At 40.2% G+C, this 18,863-nt stretch carries 12 protein-coding genes; all 12 read right to left on the reverse strand.

Annotated features, from left to right (window positions below):
- Position 1: 1 nt before the first annotated feature.
- On the reverse strand, positions 2-2,836 hold the full coding sequence (locus CD03_RS0102750; RefSeq protein WP_027292322.1) for a SpaA isopeptide-forming pilin-related protein: 2,835 nt from the start codon (positions 2,834-2,836) through the stop codon (positions 2-4).
- 162 nt (positions 2,837-2,998) lie between these two features.
- Complete coding sequence (locus CD03_RS0102755; protein ID WP_027292323.1) at positions 2,999-4,579, reverse strand: ArnT family glycosyltransferase; 1,581 nt, start codon at positions 4,577-4,579, stop codon at positions 2,999-3,001.
- 12 nt (positions 4,580-4,591) lie between these two features.
- Positions 4,592-4,984, reverse strand: coding sequence for a GtrA family protein (locus tag CD03_RS0102760; protein ID WP_027292324.1), 393 nt, complete (start codon positions 4,982-4,984; stop codon positions 4,592-4,594).
- Positions 4,981-6,549 (reverse strand): NAD(P)/FAD-dependent oxidoreductase, encoded by a 1,569-nt coding sequence (locus tag CD03_RS0102765; protein ID WP_027292325.1) that lies wholly within the window; start codon positions 6,547-6,549, stop codon positions 4,981-4,983. The genes CD03_RS0102760 and CD03_RS0102765 overlap by 4 nt, the downstream gene beginning before the upstream one ends.
- 182 nt (positions 6,550-6,731) lie before the next feature.
- Positions 6,732-7,298, reverse strand: a complete 567-nt coding sequence (locus tag CD03_RS32160; RefSeq protein ID WP_330377118.1) for an MIP/aquaporin family protein — start codon at positions 7,296-7,298, stop codon at positions 6,732-6,734.
- 30 nt (positions 7,299-7,328) lie between these two features.
- Complete coding sequence (locus tag CD03_RS0102775) at positions 7,329-8,120, reverse strand: hypothetical protein (RefSeq protein ID WP_027292326.1); 792 nt, start codon at positions 8,118-8,120, stop codon at positions 7,329-7,331.
- A 65-nt stretch (positions 8,121-8,185) separates the two neighbouring features.
- Positions 8,186-9,118 carry a glycosyltransferase family 2 protein gene (locus CD03_RS0102780; RefSeq protein WP_027292327.1) on the reverse strand — a complete coding sequence of 311 codons (933 nt, stop codon included), beginning with the start codon at positions 9,116-9,118 and terminating at the stop codon, positions 8,186-8,188.
- Between the two features lie 35 nt (positions 9,119-9,153).
- Positions 9,154-11,631: an NlpC/P60 family protein gene (locus tag CD03_RS39130; RefSeq protein WP_052377632.1), complete on the reverse strand. Its 2,478-nt coding sequence runs from the start codon at positions 11,629-11,631 to the stop codon at positions 9,154-9,156.
- A gap of 28 nt (positions 11,632-11,659) precedes the next feature.
- Positions 11,660-12,790, reverse strand: a complete 1,131-nt coding sequence (locus CD03_RS0102795; protein WP_027292328.1) for a hypothetical protein — start codon at positions 12,788-12,790, stop codon at positions 11,660-11,662.
- 39 nt (positions 12,791-12,829) lie between these two features.
- Complete coding sequence (gene srtB, locus CD03_RS32175) at positions 12,830-13,726, reverse strand: class B sortase (protein ID WP_052377633.1); 897 nt, start codon at positions 13,724-13,726, stop codon at positions 12,830-12,832.
- Positions 13,680-16,196: a WG repeat-containing protein gene (locus CD03_RS0102805; RefSeq protein ID WP_027292329.1), complete on the reverse strand. Its 2,517-nt coding sequence runs from the start codon at positions 16,194-16,196 to the stop codon at positions 13,680-13,682. Before CD03_RS0102805 ends, srtB begins: the two co-directional genes overlap by 47 nt.
- Complete coding sequence (locus CD03_RS0102810) at positions 16,186-18,855, reverse strand: YfhO family protein (protein WP_027292330.1); 2,670 nt, start codon at positions 18,853-18,855, stop codon at positions 16,186-16,188. Before CD03_RS0102810 ends, CD03_RS0102805 begins: the two co-directional genes overlap by 11 nt.
- Positions 18,856-18,863: the final 8 nt, after the last annotated feature.

Genomic DNA, 18,863 nt, shown 5'->3' on the forward strand with positions numbered 1-18,863 from the left:
TTTACTCTCCTTTTCTTTTTGGTTTTCTTTTTACTATGATGAATAATATAATTGCACCTCCAATGAGGATAATGCCTGTTACTGTAAAAATAATAGTTCCTATGCCACCCGTAAGAGGTAAATCTGTCTTCTTGAAATTGGGTAATACATATGACACTTCATTTCCTGCGTCTTTTTTTATAAACGCTGGCGGCTGGGGATTCCCGACTGCTTTTATTTGAATTGGTTCCTGCGCATTTGTTATGTCTACGCGGATTCTCCATTGTCCCAAGGGCAGCGCATAGTCCGGATTAGTTTGGATTTCTACCAGCTGATAGTCCCCACTGGGTAAATCCTTAAAACTAACCAATCCATTTTGATCACTTGCAACCGTTTCTCTTTCTTTCCAGCAATTTTCAGGATCATTGGTCACGAGTACATCATGCTGAGAATCATCTGCATGGTTTTTGCTGCATATATACAACGTAAACTTTACATCCTTTAATGGTTTGGTATGATCATCCCCGTCTACTTTAAGGAATCGAAATGGAACCGTAAGCAGCGTATTTGTAAATTTAGCAGCTTCTGTATTCTTATCTCCGCCTTTTGAAGAATAAGTGATGCTCTTTACTTCCAGCTTGTCAGTACCCGGTATTTTGGCAATCACTACTTCCGCCTTATATTCATTTGTGTCGTAGATATAATCAGGATCCTTATCATCTAATTCTGTAATGATAAAATGATAAGTCCCTTCTGCACCAATGGATAAGGCTGAAAATTCAGCAATACCATCTAAATCATTTGCTTTTACCTCATCAACCGCCGGAGTGACAGCAGATGTCTTATCATTTACCAAATGGAACTTAAATTTTCCTTCTGGAACAACAGCTTCACTTCCATTTGGCGTAACCAACTTTTTATCAGCCTTTAAATTAAATTCAACTGGTGTCAGTGTATCTAATTGCTGAACGGATAACGTTTGTGTAAAGGACGCAGATACTTTTACATTCTGGTATAACTGACGGGCATCATTGATTTTTGACTCTGCTTTTGCAACTATTGCATCTGCATTTTCGGTATCTGTGACCGTAAATGTCTGATTGTCGGCAGTTCCGCCCTGGTTACCCTCGGTCCATTCAATTGTGATGGATGCAAGCTTTCCGTTAGCGGGCGCTTGAACCTCCAGTTTTACAGGGTCTTTTGTATCCCCGCTTAACATAAATACTCCATCTGTCTCTTTACTACCATCCGCAGTTTCAAGCTTGTTGCCGGATCCTCCTTTAATAATGATCTTCCCATCTTCTACCACGAAAGGTACCTTAGCCGGGTTAATTTCATATCCTTCCGGAGCCTTTATTTCCTGGAAATAATACTCCGCTGCGGTAAGCCCCTGCGTTAATCGCAACAAACCGTCGGCATCTGTAGTCAAGTTTTCCATTACCAGATCGTCGGTTCCTGTGCCGTTCTTTTTATAAAGATTGTAGACTGCACCGGCTTTTCCTTTGTTGTCATCGGCTCCCAGTTTTTTTAGGGATACAGAATGAGATGTGGTTAGTTGGGCTGGTTCGGTTTTGGTGTATATTTTTGTATATACAGGAATATACCAACTTAATGTATCTTGTTTAGCCCTTGGCTGATCAAATTGATTAACGATAACTGTTCCCCACTGACATGTATCATCTGTACCTATTGTTGCTATAAACATTCCTGTTTTTGTTATGCCCGACACCGGTATTTCTGGAATCTTTCCAACTGTAATTGCTCCTGCTTGTAATTTAGCCCCGCTGTCTTGTGCACTTGGATCTATTACAGATCCAGGCAAAACATCAACTGAATTTGTAGATGCACTTACTCTTTCATTGTCACAATACAACTCTAATGGGATAATATAGTTCTGGGAATAATCTTTTTCTCCATCACAAACATATATTAGATTTTTGTCTAATAATGGAATTGATTGGTTTTGCATATCGTCATTATTATAATAAAGTCTTACTCGTCCACCTACCCAATATGAGTACTTATATATTGGATTACCTGCCAGTTCAATTTTGAAAGGTACTTTTGGAGATCCATAATATGTTTTTAATTCTTCTGGCATTGAATTGAAGTCATCTCCCACTGTAACAACAGCTAAAGGAGTAAAATCATTTACTAAATTATCTGAAATATCTAAAAAACTAGCTGATTTAAGTAATGGTATTCCTTTAATATTTTTAATTTTACGAATATCTTCTTTTCCAGTGCCACTTGCATGAATTTCACCAGTGTAATTTTTGAGCAGCTCTTTTACATTTCCAAAGCTATTTACCTCCAACGTATTCCCATTCAAAAACTTCGTCGGATCTGCCACTATAGAATCATATATAGCCTGCGCAAAATTTCGGTCCTCAATTCCAGCTGCTACAATTGCATCTACAGTAAACTCACTTGCACCTAGTTTCGGCGTAATCTTATTATTCAGACTTTCACTTGCTTTTTCTGAACCTTTTTCTTCATCCTCCTTTCCTTTCTCACTCTCTGTCTTCTGTGTATTTGTCTGTTTTTCTGATTCTTCTTTCTTTCCTGTTTCTGAGTGTTTCTCTGTGTCTGATTGCTTTTCCGTTTCAGGCTTTGTATCACTCTGTTTTTCTTCTGTATCTGTTTGATTTTGTGATTCTGATACCTGCTCCGTTTCTTTTTTATGCGTTTCCTTAAGTTCTGTTTCCGGCAGTTTCGATACCTCTGACTGTTCCGAAATGCCTTCCACTAATGATGCTGCCTCAGACTGCTGTAACCATATGGGACTGGCTGTCATACATACAACAACGCATAAAACAAATGCAACAATCCTTGTTATACTTTTTTTTAATTTCAAAGCATTTACCTCCTATCCATAAAAATTTCCTACATCTTGTGATTTCCTACCTCCCCATTTGATATTAATACTCCCTTACCCAAACTTTCGGGCGGTTGGAGCCCATATATATATAATATTTGACTATTTCTCTAAAATTTTTATAGTCAAACAACATGGCCTTTATCCATTTACACTATTCAACGTTTGAATATCAGTAGCACTCCAATTCAAACAATACGCAATCATCAATCCAATGCACAAAAAACTAAATCCGCAAATCATAATTTTAACTGCCAGTGCTTGCCCCTGATTTTTACTCTTTTCAAGCCAAATGCCTGTCCCAATTGCAGGAAACAGGATTGTCACCACTATATAACGAAAGTTCATCGTACAAATAAACGGATACTGAAAGCAAAATTTTATATATGAGATAAGCAGCACTGCGTATCCTGCGACAATCATGCCTTTTAATGCGCCATCCATACTTCTTTTTTGAATAAGCACACGGATCAGCATCACGTTCATCAAAACAGCAGCCAGAATACTGGTAATTAGCAATATGACTGCAAACCATTCATACAGAGTTCCCGTCATTTGAAAGGCTTTTTCATCAAACAAAGCCGAACGGAATAATTCTGCCCATATATTATGTTCCGCTCCCGGATTCCATTTGTTCCATGCATGACTCATAGACTCTGCCCCTGGAATACCAAGCCTTTCCCATACACCATAATTTCCTACGTATTGATACTGATCTATTTCACCCAACATAGGCACATAAGTTAATGGAATCTGATACAACATTCTTAATCTGACTACCCACGCCATTCCAATAGGAATACAAAGCACTCCAAAGGCCAGAAACTGACGACAGATTTTTATCCATTGATCTCGTTTTCTAACCATTACCGTCAAAAATACAATTCCAACACCGGGGGCTAAAAGACCCACTGATGTTTTTGTGAGCATCCCCAGGCTAATCGATAATGCGATCAGCAAAATTCTGCTGATACTTTGCTTTTTATACCATCGAACGGTATATAGGAGGGTACTCAATGAAAATAAAACCGCAAGGCAGTCATTATTCAAAGATGCGCTTAATACTGTAAAAACCGGATGAAAAATCAATACACCTGTTAAAATTAATAAATTACTTTCTTTTATTTTGAATTCCTGTAAAATGCGGTAAACAAAATAGGTACTTACTGATCCATAAAATAATGTAAGAATCTGTAAATTCTCCATACACAGCTCGTAATTAAATCCCAGCATCCGGTTGATCCCTATCCAAACAGCGGAAATGATATGATGCAGCGGCGGATTATAAAATGCCCATATTCTTGTTGGATCAAAGTTTGGTAATTTTTTGAATTTATATAAATATTCAATATATCCAAAATGCCCGGATCCAATTTCATTTGTATCCCATCCGCCTACGAAATGAACATCATGCTGTCCCAGTTCATAAGGGGAAACCAGGATAAAAAGTGCTCTTACCAAAAAGCTTCCTAAAAAAATACCCGTAATTATTCTTCTCTTATTAAGAGTTCCCTTAAAATAACAATAGCCATAATACGCAAGGTATCCGGCAATTATCAAAACAGCCAGGAATCGTTTGTTTCCCAGGATTACACGCTGAACAAACTCTATGGAACCAACAGCCCATATACAGATACAGGAAAATACTATTGCCATAATAGGATACCTGTACATCATATTCAGCCCTTTTCTTTCCTGACTGTTTGAAATGTTTTTATTCATGCCATAATCCCCTTATGCCCGTTTACTTTCTAAGAGCATTTTCCTGCTTATAAAGTTATAAACCATCACAATAGCTGTAGCTGCAATCTTGGAAATCATATAGTGAATACCAGCTGCCTCTACCATAACAACCATTACGAATTGGTGAATTCCCAACCCCACTGCACTCAGAATAATAAATGCAAGAAATTCTTTTTTCTTATCTGTTTTCCCTCCTGGCCGGAATACGAACTTCATGCTTAACAGATAATTAACGGCAACAGAAACTGTAAATGAAACACTGCAGGATACGAGGTAATGTAAATGAAATAATTCTGTTAAAAAGGTCATCAGTCCATAATCTATGACAAAACATAAAAATCCGACCATTCCAAATTTCAGTATTTGCTCCATCAGGTTCTTCATGCCGGTTTCCCTTTCATTTCACAGGATTTACTTTTCTCATGGTATTCTTTTTCCGTATTCACGTTCCAGATCGCTGTTTTATCCTTATTCCCACTCCGGATATTTTTCACTGCTTCCAAAGACGTTGCCATAGAATGGTCCATATTATTGTAACGGTGTTGTCCGTTCCGTCCCACACAGTATAGATTTTCAATATGATCCACCCACTGGATCAGTTTATCAATCTGTTTATATGTATCAAAGTATGCCGGATACGCCTTTTTTACTTTCTTGCAATGATAGTCCTTCACATCTTCCCTGCTCTCTATTACCCCCATTTTAATCAGTTCTTTTACTGCTATTTCCACACGCTCATTACTTTCTAAATTCCAGAAGTCATCATTTTCATTACAAAAATACTCCAGGCCCAGCCAGACATTTGATTCAGCATTGGAAACAAGATATGGTGACCAATTATTAAAAATCTGTATTCTTCCCAATTTAACGTCTTCATTTTGTACATAGATCCAGCAGTCCGGTACGATATTGTTTATGGTTCTAATGCTTGTTTCATTTTTTATTTTAAGCTTGTCTGCCAGAAGACCAATGGTAACAAAATCCCGGTATGATAATCCGTTTGCTATTGTCCTTATCTGTCCGGGCACATATTTCCCCATTCCAAGCACCAGATCTTTTAACGGCATGGAGGAAATAAAAATATCCCCCTCTATTTTCTTTTCCATACCGCTTTGCTTATCCCAGTATATTAAGCCTGTCACCTTATTTTGGGCAGCTTCAATCATTCTGACAGATGCTCCATGCTGAATCCTGCCACCCTTTTTCTGAATTTCTTCGGCGACCAGTTCCCAAAGCTGCCCCGGTCCCAGCTTGGGATATATAAATTCTTCAATTAAAGAAGTTTCTTTTTTGTCACGGATAAATAGGTTTTTCAGCAGTGCAAAAACAGATACCCCCTTAACCCTCTGCTCTCCCCAGTCCGCAGAAATTTCACGCGGATGCCTTCCCCATAATTTTTCTGTATACCCTTCAAAAAACATGGAATATAAAACTTTTCCAAAACGGTTGATATAAAAGTTCTCCAATGAATTTTCAGGAAGTTTATGTAAACAGGAGCCCAGATAACTGCATCCCGCTTTTATAGTCTGCAATACTCCCATGTTAATAAAAGTCTGAGGTTTCATAGAGATAGGATAGTCAAAAAATTTTTCATGGTAATATATACGGGAAACTCTTTGTCTTAAAAGCATAACCCTGTCATCTTTTTCCGGATCGGGGCCTCCCTTTGACATCTGTTTTTCCCGTCCCAAAACCAAATCATCATAAGATGGTTTCCCCTGAATGGGCATTATATTTTCCCACCATTGCATAATTCTTTTGTCTTTGGAAAAAAAACGGTGACCTCCTATATCCATACGTTTCCCGTTATATTTCTCAGTCATGGAGATACCGCCAATATCCGGCGTTTCCTCTAAAATAACAACCTCATATTTTAATGGATCCTCTAATAATTCATACGCTGCCGTCAAGCCTGCCGGACCGGCTCCAATAATCACTACCTTCTGCATACTTTCTCCCCTTTGTACGTTTTTGCTTTAACCGTTTTGCTCAGAACTCTTCGCTTAGACTTCTTCGCCTGAATCTCTTCTTCATTAGAACTACGGTGTCTTTGTGTCAAACAAACCTTTCCAGATTACGGCTGCAGCCACCCCGCCCAACAGCGGTGCAACTATAAATACCCATACTTCCATCAATGCATTTCCCCCAGAAGCAACGCCGGTCCAAGAGAACGGGCAGGATTTACAGAGGTACCCGTAAAATAAATACCAAACAAATGAACCAGTGTCAGCGTTCCCCCGATTACCAGACCGGAAACACTGCTGTTTTCCTTTTTACTGGTAACTGCAAGAATTGTAAGAATAAATACCGCAGATAATACTATCTCAATAATAATTGATTTCCATACACTTCCCTGGTAAAGTCCATTTGCACCCAAGCCCATATCCGTACCAATTAACAACCGCAGCAGTGCCGCTCCAGCTATGGCGCCCAATACCTGAGCTGCAGCATAACCGGCAAAATCCTTTAATTCCATCCTTTTTGTCAGCAGCATTCCCAGGGATACCGCCGGATTAATATGACATCCCGATATACTTCCAATAGAATATGCCATGGCTATAATGACACCGCCGAATGCCAGCGCAGTGAGGAGATAAGACGCATTGGCTTCACCGTTGCATCCCGTTACTGCTGCGACACCACAGGCAAATAATACTAATACAAAAGTCCCAATAAATTCTGCAATATACTTTCTCATATCATTCCCTCTCTTTCACGGTTTTCAGCACTATTTCCATTTGATGCTGTAGGCTCCGGAAGTTGATTTTAAGTTGCTGGATCTTGTTACTTTAATATAGTAGGTACCTTTAGGAAATTTATCTCTTGTAACATACTTATTCGTACCTGACTTCACGATAGCGCTGCTCCCTGTAATAAATACATTTTTATCTGCTGCCGCAATCCTGAAGTTAATATAATCGTTTGCTTTTGCGCCATACCATAATGTTATCTTTTGTTTATTTTTCAGATTGATCTTATACCAGTCTGTCTTTGAACCGTTTTCTCCGGCTGGTAAAACTCCGTTTACGGTTTTATTCCGCTTGATTGCAACTGCTTTTCTCTGGCTTAAACCGCTTTTCTCTTTTACGGAAGAAAAAGAATAAGAGAGATTATAAAGTTTCTCCCCTTCCACCTTGAGATAATAGGTCCCCTTCCTGACTCCATAATAGCCTGTGAATCCTGGCTTGGAATAACTGGAGAGGTAGGTCTTATAGTCCTCCATTGGTTTCTTTTTTGAATTACACAGCAGAACCCCCATACTATACCGGTTCACACTGTATGCAGAACGTCCCCATCCGGTCACTTTTATATAACCATTTCTGGGAATCGTGATTTTGTGATAAACTGAAGTATTATAATCTGCTTCATTTCCAATGTAAGTCTTCCCTGATGACAGGCTTACCTGTCTGGTTCCTGCCGCCATCGCAGTCATTCCCAGCATAAACACGCCCAAAATAACCATTGTGCTAAAGGCGATAACATGTCTTTTTAAATTTTTTATGGTCTGCAATCTCTTCATATCATTCCCTCTTCTCTCTTTTCAAATTTTCTATCGTTTCTCACTCTTTGCCATTCTCTTATCCGTCATCCCTCTTCTTTTACAATAAAAACCGGTCTCCCCTTACACTCTAAATAAGTTTTAGACAGATACATTCCTATAATTCCAGTAGCACAAAGCTGCAGTCCTCCCAGAAATATTACGATACATGCCAGGGATGGCCAACCTGCTACCGGATCACCAAACAGTAAAAACCGTACGATCAGCAGCAAGATTAATAAAAATGAAATACCGCATAATGCAATCCCTCCAACAGAAGCCAATGCCAGAGGCGTGGTGGAAAATGCAATAATTCCTTCTATGGAATATCCAAACAGTTTTAAAAATGACCATTTTGTATTTCCTGCTGAACGCTCTCTGTTTTCGTATGCGATATACTTCGTCTTAAAACCCACCCATTCAAAAATACCCTTACTAAAACGGTTGTATTCATTCATCTGCAGTATTGCATCCACTACCTGGCGCTTCATAAATCTGAAATCTCTTGCACCGTCTACAATACCCGTTTTAGAAATGCTGTTCATCAGTTTATAAAACCGTCTTGCGAAGAATGACCTCAGCTTTGGTTCGCCTTCACGGCTGCAGCGTCTGGTCGCCACACAATCATAGCCACCTGTTACAACAGCCTCATACATCTGTGGAATTAGATCAGGCGGATCCTGCAGATCTACATCCATCACCGTAACAAATGCTCCTTTTGCTTTCATAAGTCCTGAATAAATGCCTGCCTCTTTCCCGAAGTTCCTGGAAAATGAGATATAGCGAACTCTATCGTCTTTCTGATGCAGTTCACGTATAACAGACAGAGTTCGGTCACTGCTTCCGTCATCCACAAAAATAAATTCAAAGCAAAGGTTCTCCGGCATATTTTTTAGCATTTTTTCCATCTCATCATAGTAAATGGGAATGGCTTCTTCTTCGTTATAGCAAGGAATAACAAAGGAACACAGCTCTTTCATCTTTTCCATAATTACGCCTCCACCTCTATATTCCGCTACTTTGCAAGGTATACATCTCCATATTGAAGCCCAAACTGAAGTGCTTCTTCGTGTGAATTCAAATAAATATCCACATGGCCGTAAGGTGTTCCCCGGTCTTCCACCACATAAATTTTCCCGCCTATGATCAACCGTGTTCCAAAAGGCAGACCCGCCATCGCCACCGTCCTGCCCTGGGTTGCTGCAGTGCCGCTGGCTGTAGCTCCGTCGGCCCACTGTCCGCAGCAGATTGCGCAGTTACAGTAAGCAGTCAATTTGAAGTTGCCTAACAGTTCACCAAAATCCACCCTGGCTGCTGCAGTATAAGCAGAATCATAAGAAATACCTGCTTTTTGGTTTACTTTCTCAATCTGTTCATTATCAGTATCCGATATAATTCTAGTAGCCCAGACAGATTCCCCCCTGCTTACTTCTGCTGTAATAATTCCAATTTCGGAATTGGCTGCCTGTACCGTCTGTCCATTTCCGATATACATAACGACATGATAGATATAGCCATCTTTCGCATAGAAGATAAGATCTCCGGGCAAAGCATCTTCCACTGGTATCTTCGTGCCATATTGTGCCTGGTCTTCTGCAACTCTTGGAATGGAGTACCCATATGTACTGTAAATGGTCTGTACAAATCCGGAGCAGTCCGCTCCATTTGTCAGGCTCGTTCCTCCCCATACATAAGGATTCCCAACAAACTGCAGTGCGAAATCAACCATAGACGTTCGTATAGGGCCGGAAACAGATCCTTCTTTGACTGACGTAAACGTATAGTAAAGGCTTTTATTTTCCTCAGGCTTTTTCGTCATCTCAGCTGACAGAAGATGATCCTCTCCCTCTTTTTCCACAATCTCTTTCGCTTCATCTCCCAGAATCATTTCATCACTTCTTACAAATCCTCTTACATCACCGGATTCTACAAACAGCCAGTCAGCATTATCATTAGCCAGTAAGTAACACAAGGTATCCTTCTTTAATTTTCCTACCGTTTCTGCACCGGCATCTGTGGATTCCATTACAGCAGTATTTTTCTGTGCTATCACATAAACCTTGTCTGCCAATGTCCTGCGGGTAGTAGTTCTTGTAAATGCAAGCGCCTTATTCTCCAGCGGATCAATGAGGGCTTTTGCATAAGTCAATGCCCCGCTTACTTCCTTCGATATTTGGTGCAAGTCACCTTGATAACTATCCTCACCCTGCGCTTCTGTTTCTGTATATTCTGACTTGGTTTGTCTGTCTTCCCCGGACTTTTGCATCTCTTCATCCGGCTCAGCTATGGATTCACTCTGCACCGTTTCCCTTTGCTTATCCTCTGATAACTCTTCCAGCAAGAGCGTATACGATACCTGACCACTTATTTCAGATCCATTATCCGGTTTTTTCGGATTCGTTATTATTTTGGGTTTATCCTTTTTCTTATCTGTCTGCTTTTCGGTCTGTAAGTCCACCGAGTAGGATGTATTACTGTCCATTAATCGATCCAGGCTCAGTTCGTATTTCACAAAACTGCTTTCTCTTTGCTTGATTAGTGCCTCGACATCCTCACCGGTCTGAATCATCCCGCTCTTTACAAACCCTCTTACAACTCCGGATTCAATGTATGTCCATTCCCCTTCCTCTTTCAGGATATAGCAGATATCATCCATATTCATTCTCCCGGCTTTTCGTGAATCTTCCTTCATTTCTTCATAGACCGGTACCACTTCTTCGCTTGCCATAGCGGCTTTCTTCTTCACTGTTACGAAACGAAAGTCGTCTTCTATCCGGGGCAAACGGACGATCTGCTGGTTTGCCAGCAACTGTTGGTTTGATTGAAACTGCCTCTGGGTTTCAGCGGTTTCCGCTTGATCTTTCTTAATGTCTCCCTCTGCTTCGGAGCCGGGTTTCTTTGTTATATTGGTGTCTGTATCTGTTTCCGACGGAATTTCAGTATCTGTTCCTGGTAGGCTTTCCGGCTCTGTTCCGGGATGGCTTCCTGGCTCTGTTCCGGGTTCGCTGCCTGTATCTGTTCCTGGACGGCTTTCCGCTTCTGTTCCTGGCTCACTCCCTGGCTCCTTTTCTGGCTCGCTTCCCGGCTCTGTCTCCGGCTTGCTTCCCGGCTCCGTCTCCGGCTTACTTCCCGGCTCTGTCTCCGGCTTGCTTCCCGGCTCCGTTCCTGGCTCGCTTCCAGTATCCGTTCCTGGCTCACTCCCAGCATCTGTCCCGGATTCGCTTCCGGGCTCCGTCTCTGGCCTGCTTCCAGACTCTGTTCCAGAATCACCCCCGCCATCCATTCCAGGCTGGCTTCCTGCTCTCATCCTTGGCTGCTGTTCAGGCTGGGTTTCCTTACCCCCCGCTGACAGTATCTCTGCTCCTGCCCCGGAATCTCCCGTCAGGTTCCCGGCATAAACTTCAGGAAGTGAAGCAGCATTTACCCCATGTACCGGAATTGGCATTAATATAACAACCGTCAATAATACTGCAGCAGCCTTTTTATAATGCATTTACCATTCTCCTCTCCGGATCACCGTCTTATTGCGCTTCTTTTTCGTCGTCCAGATCTAACTGTGACAGATCACTCAATTCCTGAATATTTACCGTATTCCCTATGTAGTTAAACAGATCCTGGTAACTCTTGATTGCATTTTGCTGCATCATGCGATATCTGTTATAATCCTCACTTACTGCCTGAATTACTATACTGGCTCTTTCATTTGCCCTCTGCATAATTCTTTCTTCTTTTCTGATTGTCAGATCCAGTTTTACCTTTGCTTCCCGCTTCATGCTCTCTGCTTCAAATCGGGCATCCTCTAAAATTTCTGCTTCATCTGACCGAATTTTTGCAACATAATCAATTCCTTCCTGCTTGGCGTCTTCTTTGATCTTTTCTGCTTCTGAACGTATTGTTTCAGCATCTTTACGGGCTTTCTCAATCAAATCAGCAATTTTTCTGTCTGCCTCTTTTTCCTTCTCATCTATCTGTTTTTTTACAGCGGTGAGATATGCATCTGCTTCCTTCTTCGCATTATCAAATATACTGGAAAACCGTTCCATATCCAGAATCTCTTCATTACTGCTTTTCACTTCCGATTCTTCTTTTTTCCTTACCGCATCTTCCCATACCGATTTTTCCCAGGCTTCTTTTTCTTTTACCAGTTTTTCCACAGCATCCTTCAATTGAACGTTTTCCTCCATCAAAGTATTCATTTCCTCTGAGACATCCGACTTTCTGCTGCTCACCGCTATATCCTCCACGGCTTTATTCCAGTTTTCACTTTCTTTCGTCAATTCCGTTATTCTTTCTGTCAGCATTTCCTTTTCACGTTGTAAACTCTGGTATTGTTTTTTAAGATCTTCCAATTCTTTTCGTGTTTCATTGTCTGCTTTTAACTGTTTTTTCAGTAATTCTTTTTCTCTTCGCTGGTCTTCTAAGAGATTATTGAAATTCCCTACTTCCAATTGGCTATCCACCACTTGCTTATTTAAAGCCTTTATCTTAGTGTTTGCCTCCTCTAATCTATTATAAATACCTTCACATTCTTCTTCTTTTTCCTTTAACTCTTCATCAATGTCCGCAACTCCCTTTTGCAGTATTGCAATATACTTCTCTACTTCCTCTTTGTTATAACCTCTGCGTTCTTCTGAAAACGTCACTTTATTCATCTTCCTTATCCTCTCTTTACTGTTTTATTTCTGCCCAATCTATCGGACAGCCTGAACAACATAGCGGTCCTGGTTTGTTCCATCCCCCGTACAGGTTGAAAGCGTGAGCACTCTGTTGTCAATATTAAAGTCCTTTTTCTCTGTCTGAATACCCGAATTTAGACTCATCCGTTCTAAAAATGACAGATAATTATCATCGGGCTGTGCAAACAGGGTATAACATTCGTTTGCCACAGTTACTACCTGTGCTGAAAATATTTCATATCGGTAATTATTATCTTCCGTCAATATCCATACATAAGGACTTTTGTCATATGCTCCTTCTAACGTCATTTTTTTTAATTTCCCGAACATACTGCCATCTGCCATGTTATGTCCGTATATAACCGTATTGCAATCTTTAAAATCGTTTGAATTCTCCCAATCCATAAATATGGAACCAGCAAAATTGTAATTTCCTTCTATCGTTCTGTGCAGGTAATAGTCATTATCTTTTCCTTGTACCACCGGATAGCTGATATCCAATGCTTCAATATAAATCCATGCCAGTATCTGGGAGTTCTTTTGCTTCAGGGTTTTAAAATCCACGCTTATAGGCGCTGTTAATTTATTTTCTTTCGCCGGCGTTTCACCTGCATTTTTTCGTATGCCGTCTTTTTTTTCTTTCTCAATGGTTTTCATCTGTTCCGGGATCTGTTCTACAACTTCTTCCTCAAGCTTTTGATACTCCTCTTTCCCATCTGAATAATCAGCATTCGTCTGATATAATTGAAAAAAAGAATATATCATTATAAAAATTAAAACGAGGATGAGCAGATTGAAAATTTTATTGGAGATGCCTTTTTTCTCCTCAATTTCCGGCCTGTTTTTTAATTCAAAGCTTTTTAATTCAAAGCTTTTTAATTCTTCTTCCAGTTCCTGCTTTCTGCGTGCCATCTTTTCTGCCCCTCTTCTGTTTTAACCTCTGGGCTGTTTTCTTTCTCCAAAAATAAAAACTATCCGCTATTTCTGTGTAACAGATACCCGTAAACAACATTAATAAAAGTAACACAAGTGCCAGTCTGCTGGATGCATGCCAGATCTGCCAGAACAGATGCTGGTATCCGGTCAGCGTAATTGTTCCATAATTGTATTTGTAAATACCAAGCTTTTCACTTAGATTATCTACCAGCAGAAATGTAATATCCGACTGTTCTATCTTTGTCACAATTTTGCTTCTGCTAAAAGCCAGACCCATGGAATAAGTGTTATCCATTACTGTCTGGTTCCCGGTAATTCGATAAGATACCGGATTTTCGGGAATATTATGTATCAGTACATAGTCTGACAGATCATTTCCCTTCTCTTCCTCCATTACATACCGTACCTTCTGCAGCTGGTTTCCTTCATTGTCCAGATAATAAATATCATTCCCTTTTTGTCCAAAATACCAATTCTCCTGACCCCCGTCGGAAAGTATGGTATAACTCTTGCTGTTCCTGCTGTCTGCTGCATAAATTGTCTTTCCATAACCCACGTTGTCATATTCAATCGGTATAATCTCCTGACCCTGGTAATTCGCAGCTCCAACCAGACCTTTTTTGTCTGTTATGCGCAATGCATCTACATGTCCATTAAAAAATTCAATATCGTCATATACAAAATCCAGTATTTTATCTCCACCTGCCGTAAAAGCTCCGTATTTTCCATTTCTTTCGCAGATAAATACCCTTTCTGTCTCTTTTTCTTTTGTGTTATTCTCATCATTGTATAAAATACTGTCCAGATACTCGGCAACCACAACACCACTGTTGGTTACCAGCGTTCTGCCCTTGTCACCCTGATATACAAAATAACTGTTTTGAAAAATAAACCTGGACTTTTCATTTGTTGAATTAAAAAACCGATCCTGTTCTCCTTTTCCAATTCGGAACAACTCACGATTCTGATAATTCTTTACAACATAATCCTTACCGTCATCATAAGTAATCAGTTCCGATGTAATCATACAATCCGTTTCCGCCCCAACATCACATAATAGCGTGCCATCACCAGCATTATATACACGGTAAAAAGTATCTTTTGTATCGATCAGCAGCTTATTATCTTGGGCAAAAACCGGCATATCTACATTCTCTGTTCTGGGACCCTCGAAGGTTAAAATAATATTTTCATTTCTGTCCTCCAGTGTACAGGTTCCCTTAAAAATTCTCAGCCTTCTGTCCCCTCCGTCAACATACCGGTTAACACCGTCATAATTTCCTGCTACTCCTTCATAGTTTTGAATATCCATATTGCCTGCCTCAGCAGCATCTGTATCTGTAGTGTCCCTATTCTCGGATTCACCATTATCTTCAGCTTCTCCGCCGGCAGAATTTCCTGTCGTATCTTCCGCTTCATTTCCGGATTCCGTTACTCCATTTCCAGCTCCGCCAGTTCCTTCTGCGTTATTATTTCCGGCACTATCTGTAGTTTCCGAACTGCCCTCTGTCCCACTCTGTTCTTCCGTCTGTCTGCCCTCTGTTCCGCTCTGTTCTTCCGTCTGTCTGTCCTCTGTTCCGCTCTGTTTTTCCGTCTGTCTGCCCTCTGTTCCGCTCTGTTTTTCCGTCTGTCTGCCCTCTGTTCCGCTCTGTTCTTCCGTCTGTCTGCCCTCTGTTCCGCTCTGTTCTTCCGTCTCACCTTCCTCTGTGCTGTTTTCCTGAAGTTCGCTTTCCTGAAGTATCTCTTCTGTCTCAGGTTCCGTTTCCCGTTCCTGTATCTTTTCTTTATCTAAGTTCCCGCTATCAAAGAAATATCTGGTAACGGTTCTGGTATCTTCATGGATTACTCCGATATATCCGCCGTCATCACTCATTGTTAAGCTGTCATATTCTAACGGGATCAGCGTTTCACCTTTTTCCGTTATTACTCCATATTTTTTATAAGCATAATATCCTCCGCCTGCCCCCGCATTGGAAAGTTCACCGGTTCCTGCAATAAACTGGTTCTCCTGTGTTTTTTGTAAAAACCCGTATTCTTGTGGAATTACAGTCTCATTTTTATCATTTACAATTCCCACCTTACGGTCGGAGATCACCCAGAATAAGTTTCCTTCGTGATACATCCCATCTTTGATTAATTCTCCGGTCCACGGATCAAATATCGTAGATTCGAATGGGAGTACCACCTCTCCTTCGTAGTTGAGCGCTCCTGATTTACCATTCTCTGAACTCGTAGCAATAATCAATCTGCTGTTCTCGTCGGTTACCACATTAGAGACTTTTTCATTAAACCAGGTAATCTTACTACGGTTAAACCAAATTCCACATTGACTCGCCAGCATACATACAAGGCACACTGCTATAACTTGCTTAATAAGCCGATGGTAAGACTTCTTTTGAAACAAATATTTTAAATTTAGATTTTTAAGTCTTTTTTTAATCTTCATTTCCCTTTTCCATTTCCGTTATCTGTCCGCCGCGATTTTCCTTTGCATCTCTTCTTCTGCTGCAGATGCACAACAGAACCATAACTGCCAGACTGAGTAAACTGATCCCAAGGCCCGCATATAAACCTGGCGAAGTATACTTAAAAATAACTTCATGTTCTCCTGTTTCCAGATCCAATGCGATCAAAGACTGATTAATCGGCGTTATTTCAGCCTCTTCCCCGTCTATAAAAGCTCTCCATCCTTTTTCATAAGGAATAGTGGTAAATAGAACTCCATCTTTTTCTGCATGTACCTTTCCTCTGACGTACCCATCCCTGCCTTCTTCAATCAGAAGCGATTCACTGTTCAAATCTTCAAATGCCCGGTCCATCTCCTTCTGATGATATGCATACATAGAAAGGCTGATCTTGCCAAATGTCACACTCTCTTCCTGGATCCCTATCTTCAGAGTTATCTTATCTCCCTTTTTTACCTCTCCCACATGATAGAAATGATTGCTCAGCTGCTTATCTGCAATTAACTCATCATTTATAAAGATCTGGACTCCGGATGTATAAGCTGCTGCCAGACGCAGATACAGATCTTCATCCTCTTTTACTACTGCTTCAAAGACGATATGATCCTTTCTGCTGCCTTCTGCAGATAAATATCCAAACTGCTGGTTATCAATAATCTGAACCTCCACATCATTCTGCTCTTTTAACTGAAACTCCTGCTCCATGAACACCTGATATTGTTTGCCCGTCATCAGATGCAGCAGCTGCGACTGATTATAAAAATAATCGGCATTCAGAGATTTCCAGTCCCTTACCTCGGGTTCACACATATATGCTATTGGCAGTATCTGCTTATTTTCATATACATCAACATTTCCGGTCTGTGTACTAAGTTCATAACGGTTATCCAGACGACTGGCATCACCATTTAATACCAGTATATTTTTCAGACCAAAAAGCGTATTAATAACCGGCGTTCCACTGGCATATCCAAAATGATTACTGCTGAAAGAAAAACCAATATTCCCAAGAAATGTTGCCATTGTGCTGTTTACCATAGATCCAAATAAACCAGTGCCGTACAAGTTATACGCCATCCCCTCATTTTCTACTGTAGGATTTGACAATTCCTGCCGGTAAAGATCCTTACCAAGTAATTTTCTCGCTTCATAGACATCATTCTGGCTCCTGTAAAAGTCAGTGACGGTAATTCCGCCCTGCAGTTTACTTCCCGTTACAGCACTTGCCAAAAGCTCCAGGCATATAACAGATATCATGATTCCCATTACGAATTTCCGGTCTTCTGCTTTTATTACGTACCAGATCTGCATAATCATATATCCTGCTGCTAATGCCACGCTAAACCAGAACATTTTAATTGAAATATTTTCACGCTGCAGAACATACAGGGCAGATAGACCTGCGATGACGCAGATGTCAGCCAGCAGGATCTGCCACAGGGGATACTTCTTTAAATTGCAAAAAGCTTCATATGCCAGTAACAGAACTACAAAAATTAATAAAAATACAAAACGGTTCGGAATTCCGACCTGATTATGAAAACCATGCCAGATAAAGTTAAGGCATTTTTCATTCGTGCTTAAAAATAACAGCAGTATGAGCCCAGCCATTTTTAATTTGCTGCTTATCTTTATTCCCCTTTTAAAAAAATAAAGTAAAGCAAGTCCTAACATAGCAATTCCAGTGTATAAATTTGCATTATAGGAAGCATTATTCACAACAGAAACCGGATCAGAGAAGGCAAATATCCCCCCTTCTTTTCCAGCTAAAATATTAGAAAATGTCGTCATTAATTCTATTTGTGGCAGTTGTTCATTTACGGAGGTCTGAGACACTCCAATATATGCCGGTATAAGAACCAGGCAGGCCATTCCTGCCGCTAAAACAGAAGAACCGGCAAACAAAAATCCACGCTTAAAAAAGCATTTAATATTTTCAAACTCATAAAAGAAAAACCATATTACTAAAAAAATGCAGATCATATAAGTAATGTAAAAACTGCTCCATAAAGAAAGCGACAAACTAACGGCATATAACTTCCATTTACCATTTTTCAGCAGTTTCTCCAGACCTGTAAGTATCAGAGGAAACAGTGCAAGACTGTCCAGCCACATAATATTAAAAGAATACCCAATCATAAAACTGGACATGCCGTAAGCGCATGCAAATGGTAAAATTCGTAAATCATGTTTATTTCCCCGGCTGCCAATATAAAATGCGAAACTGAGGCTGCACAGGACCAGTCTTAAACCGATCAAAAAATTCATTGCAAAATCCAGGCCATCTGCTGGAAATAAAAGTATGATCAAATTCAATGGAGATGAGAGATAGTAAGACCATAAGCTCAAGAAATTAAATCCCATACCTCCGCCAAATGAATATTGTAAAGACTGTCCTTCTAAGAGACGTTCTCTATACTGGCCCATAAATGGATAATACTGATGAATTGCATCATTTGTCAGAAATGAATTATTACCAAAAGGAGCATATCCCATAAATATAGAAATCAAGACCCAGAACAAAGCCGAGACTGCAAGTACGATTACATACACACGATTTTCTTTTATCCATTCTTTCCAGTTAAATGATTGTTTTGCATTCATTTTTTCTTTTTTTTGCTTGTGTGTAAAAAGTTCCATTCCTGTAC

It is taken from the genome of Robinsoniella sp. KNHs210 (assembly GCF_000686105.1).
GTDB classification, from domain to species: Bacteria; Bacillota; Clostridia; order Lachnospirales; family Lachnospiraceae; genus Robinsoniella; species Robinsoniella peoriensis.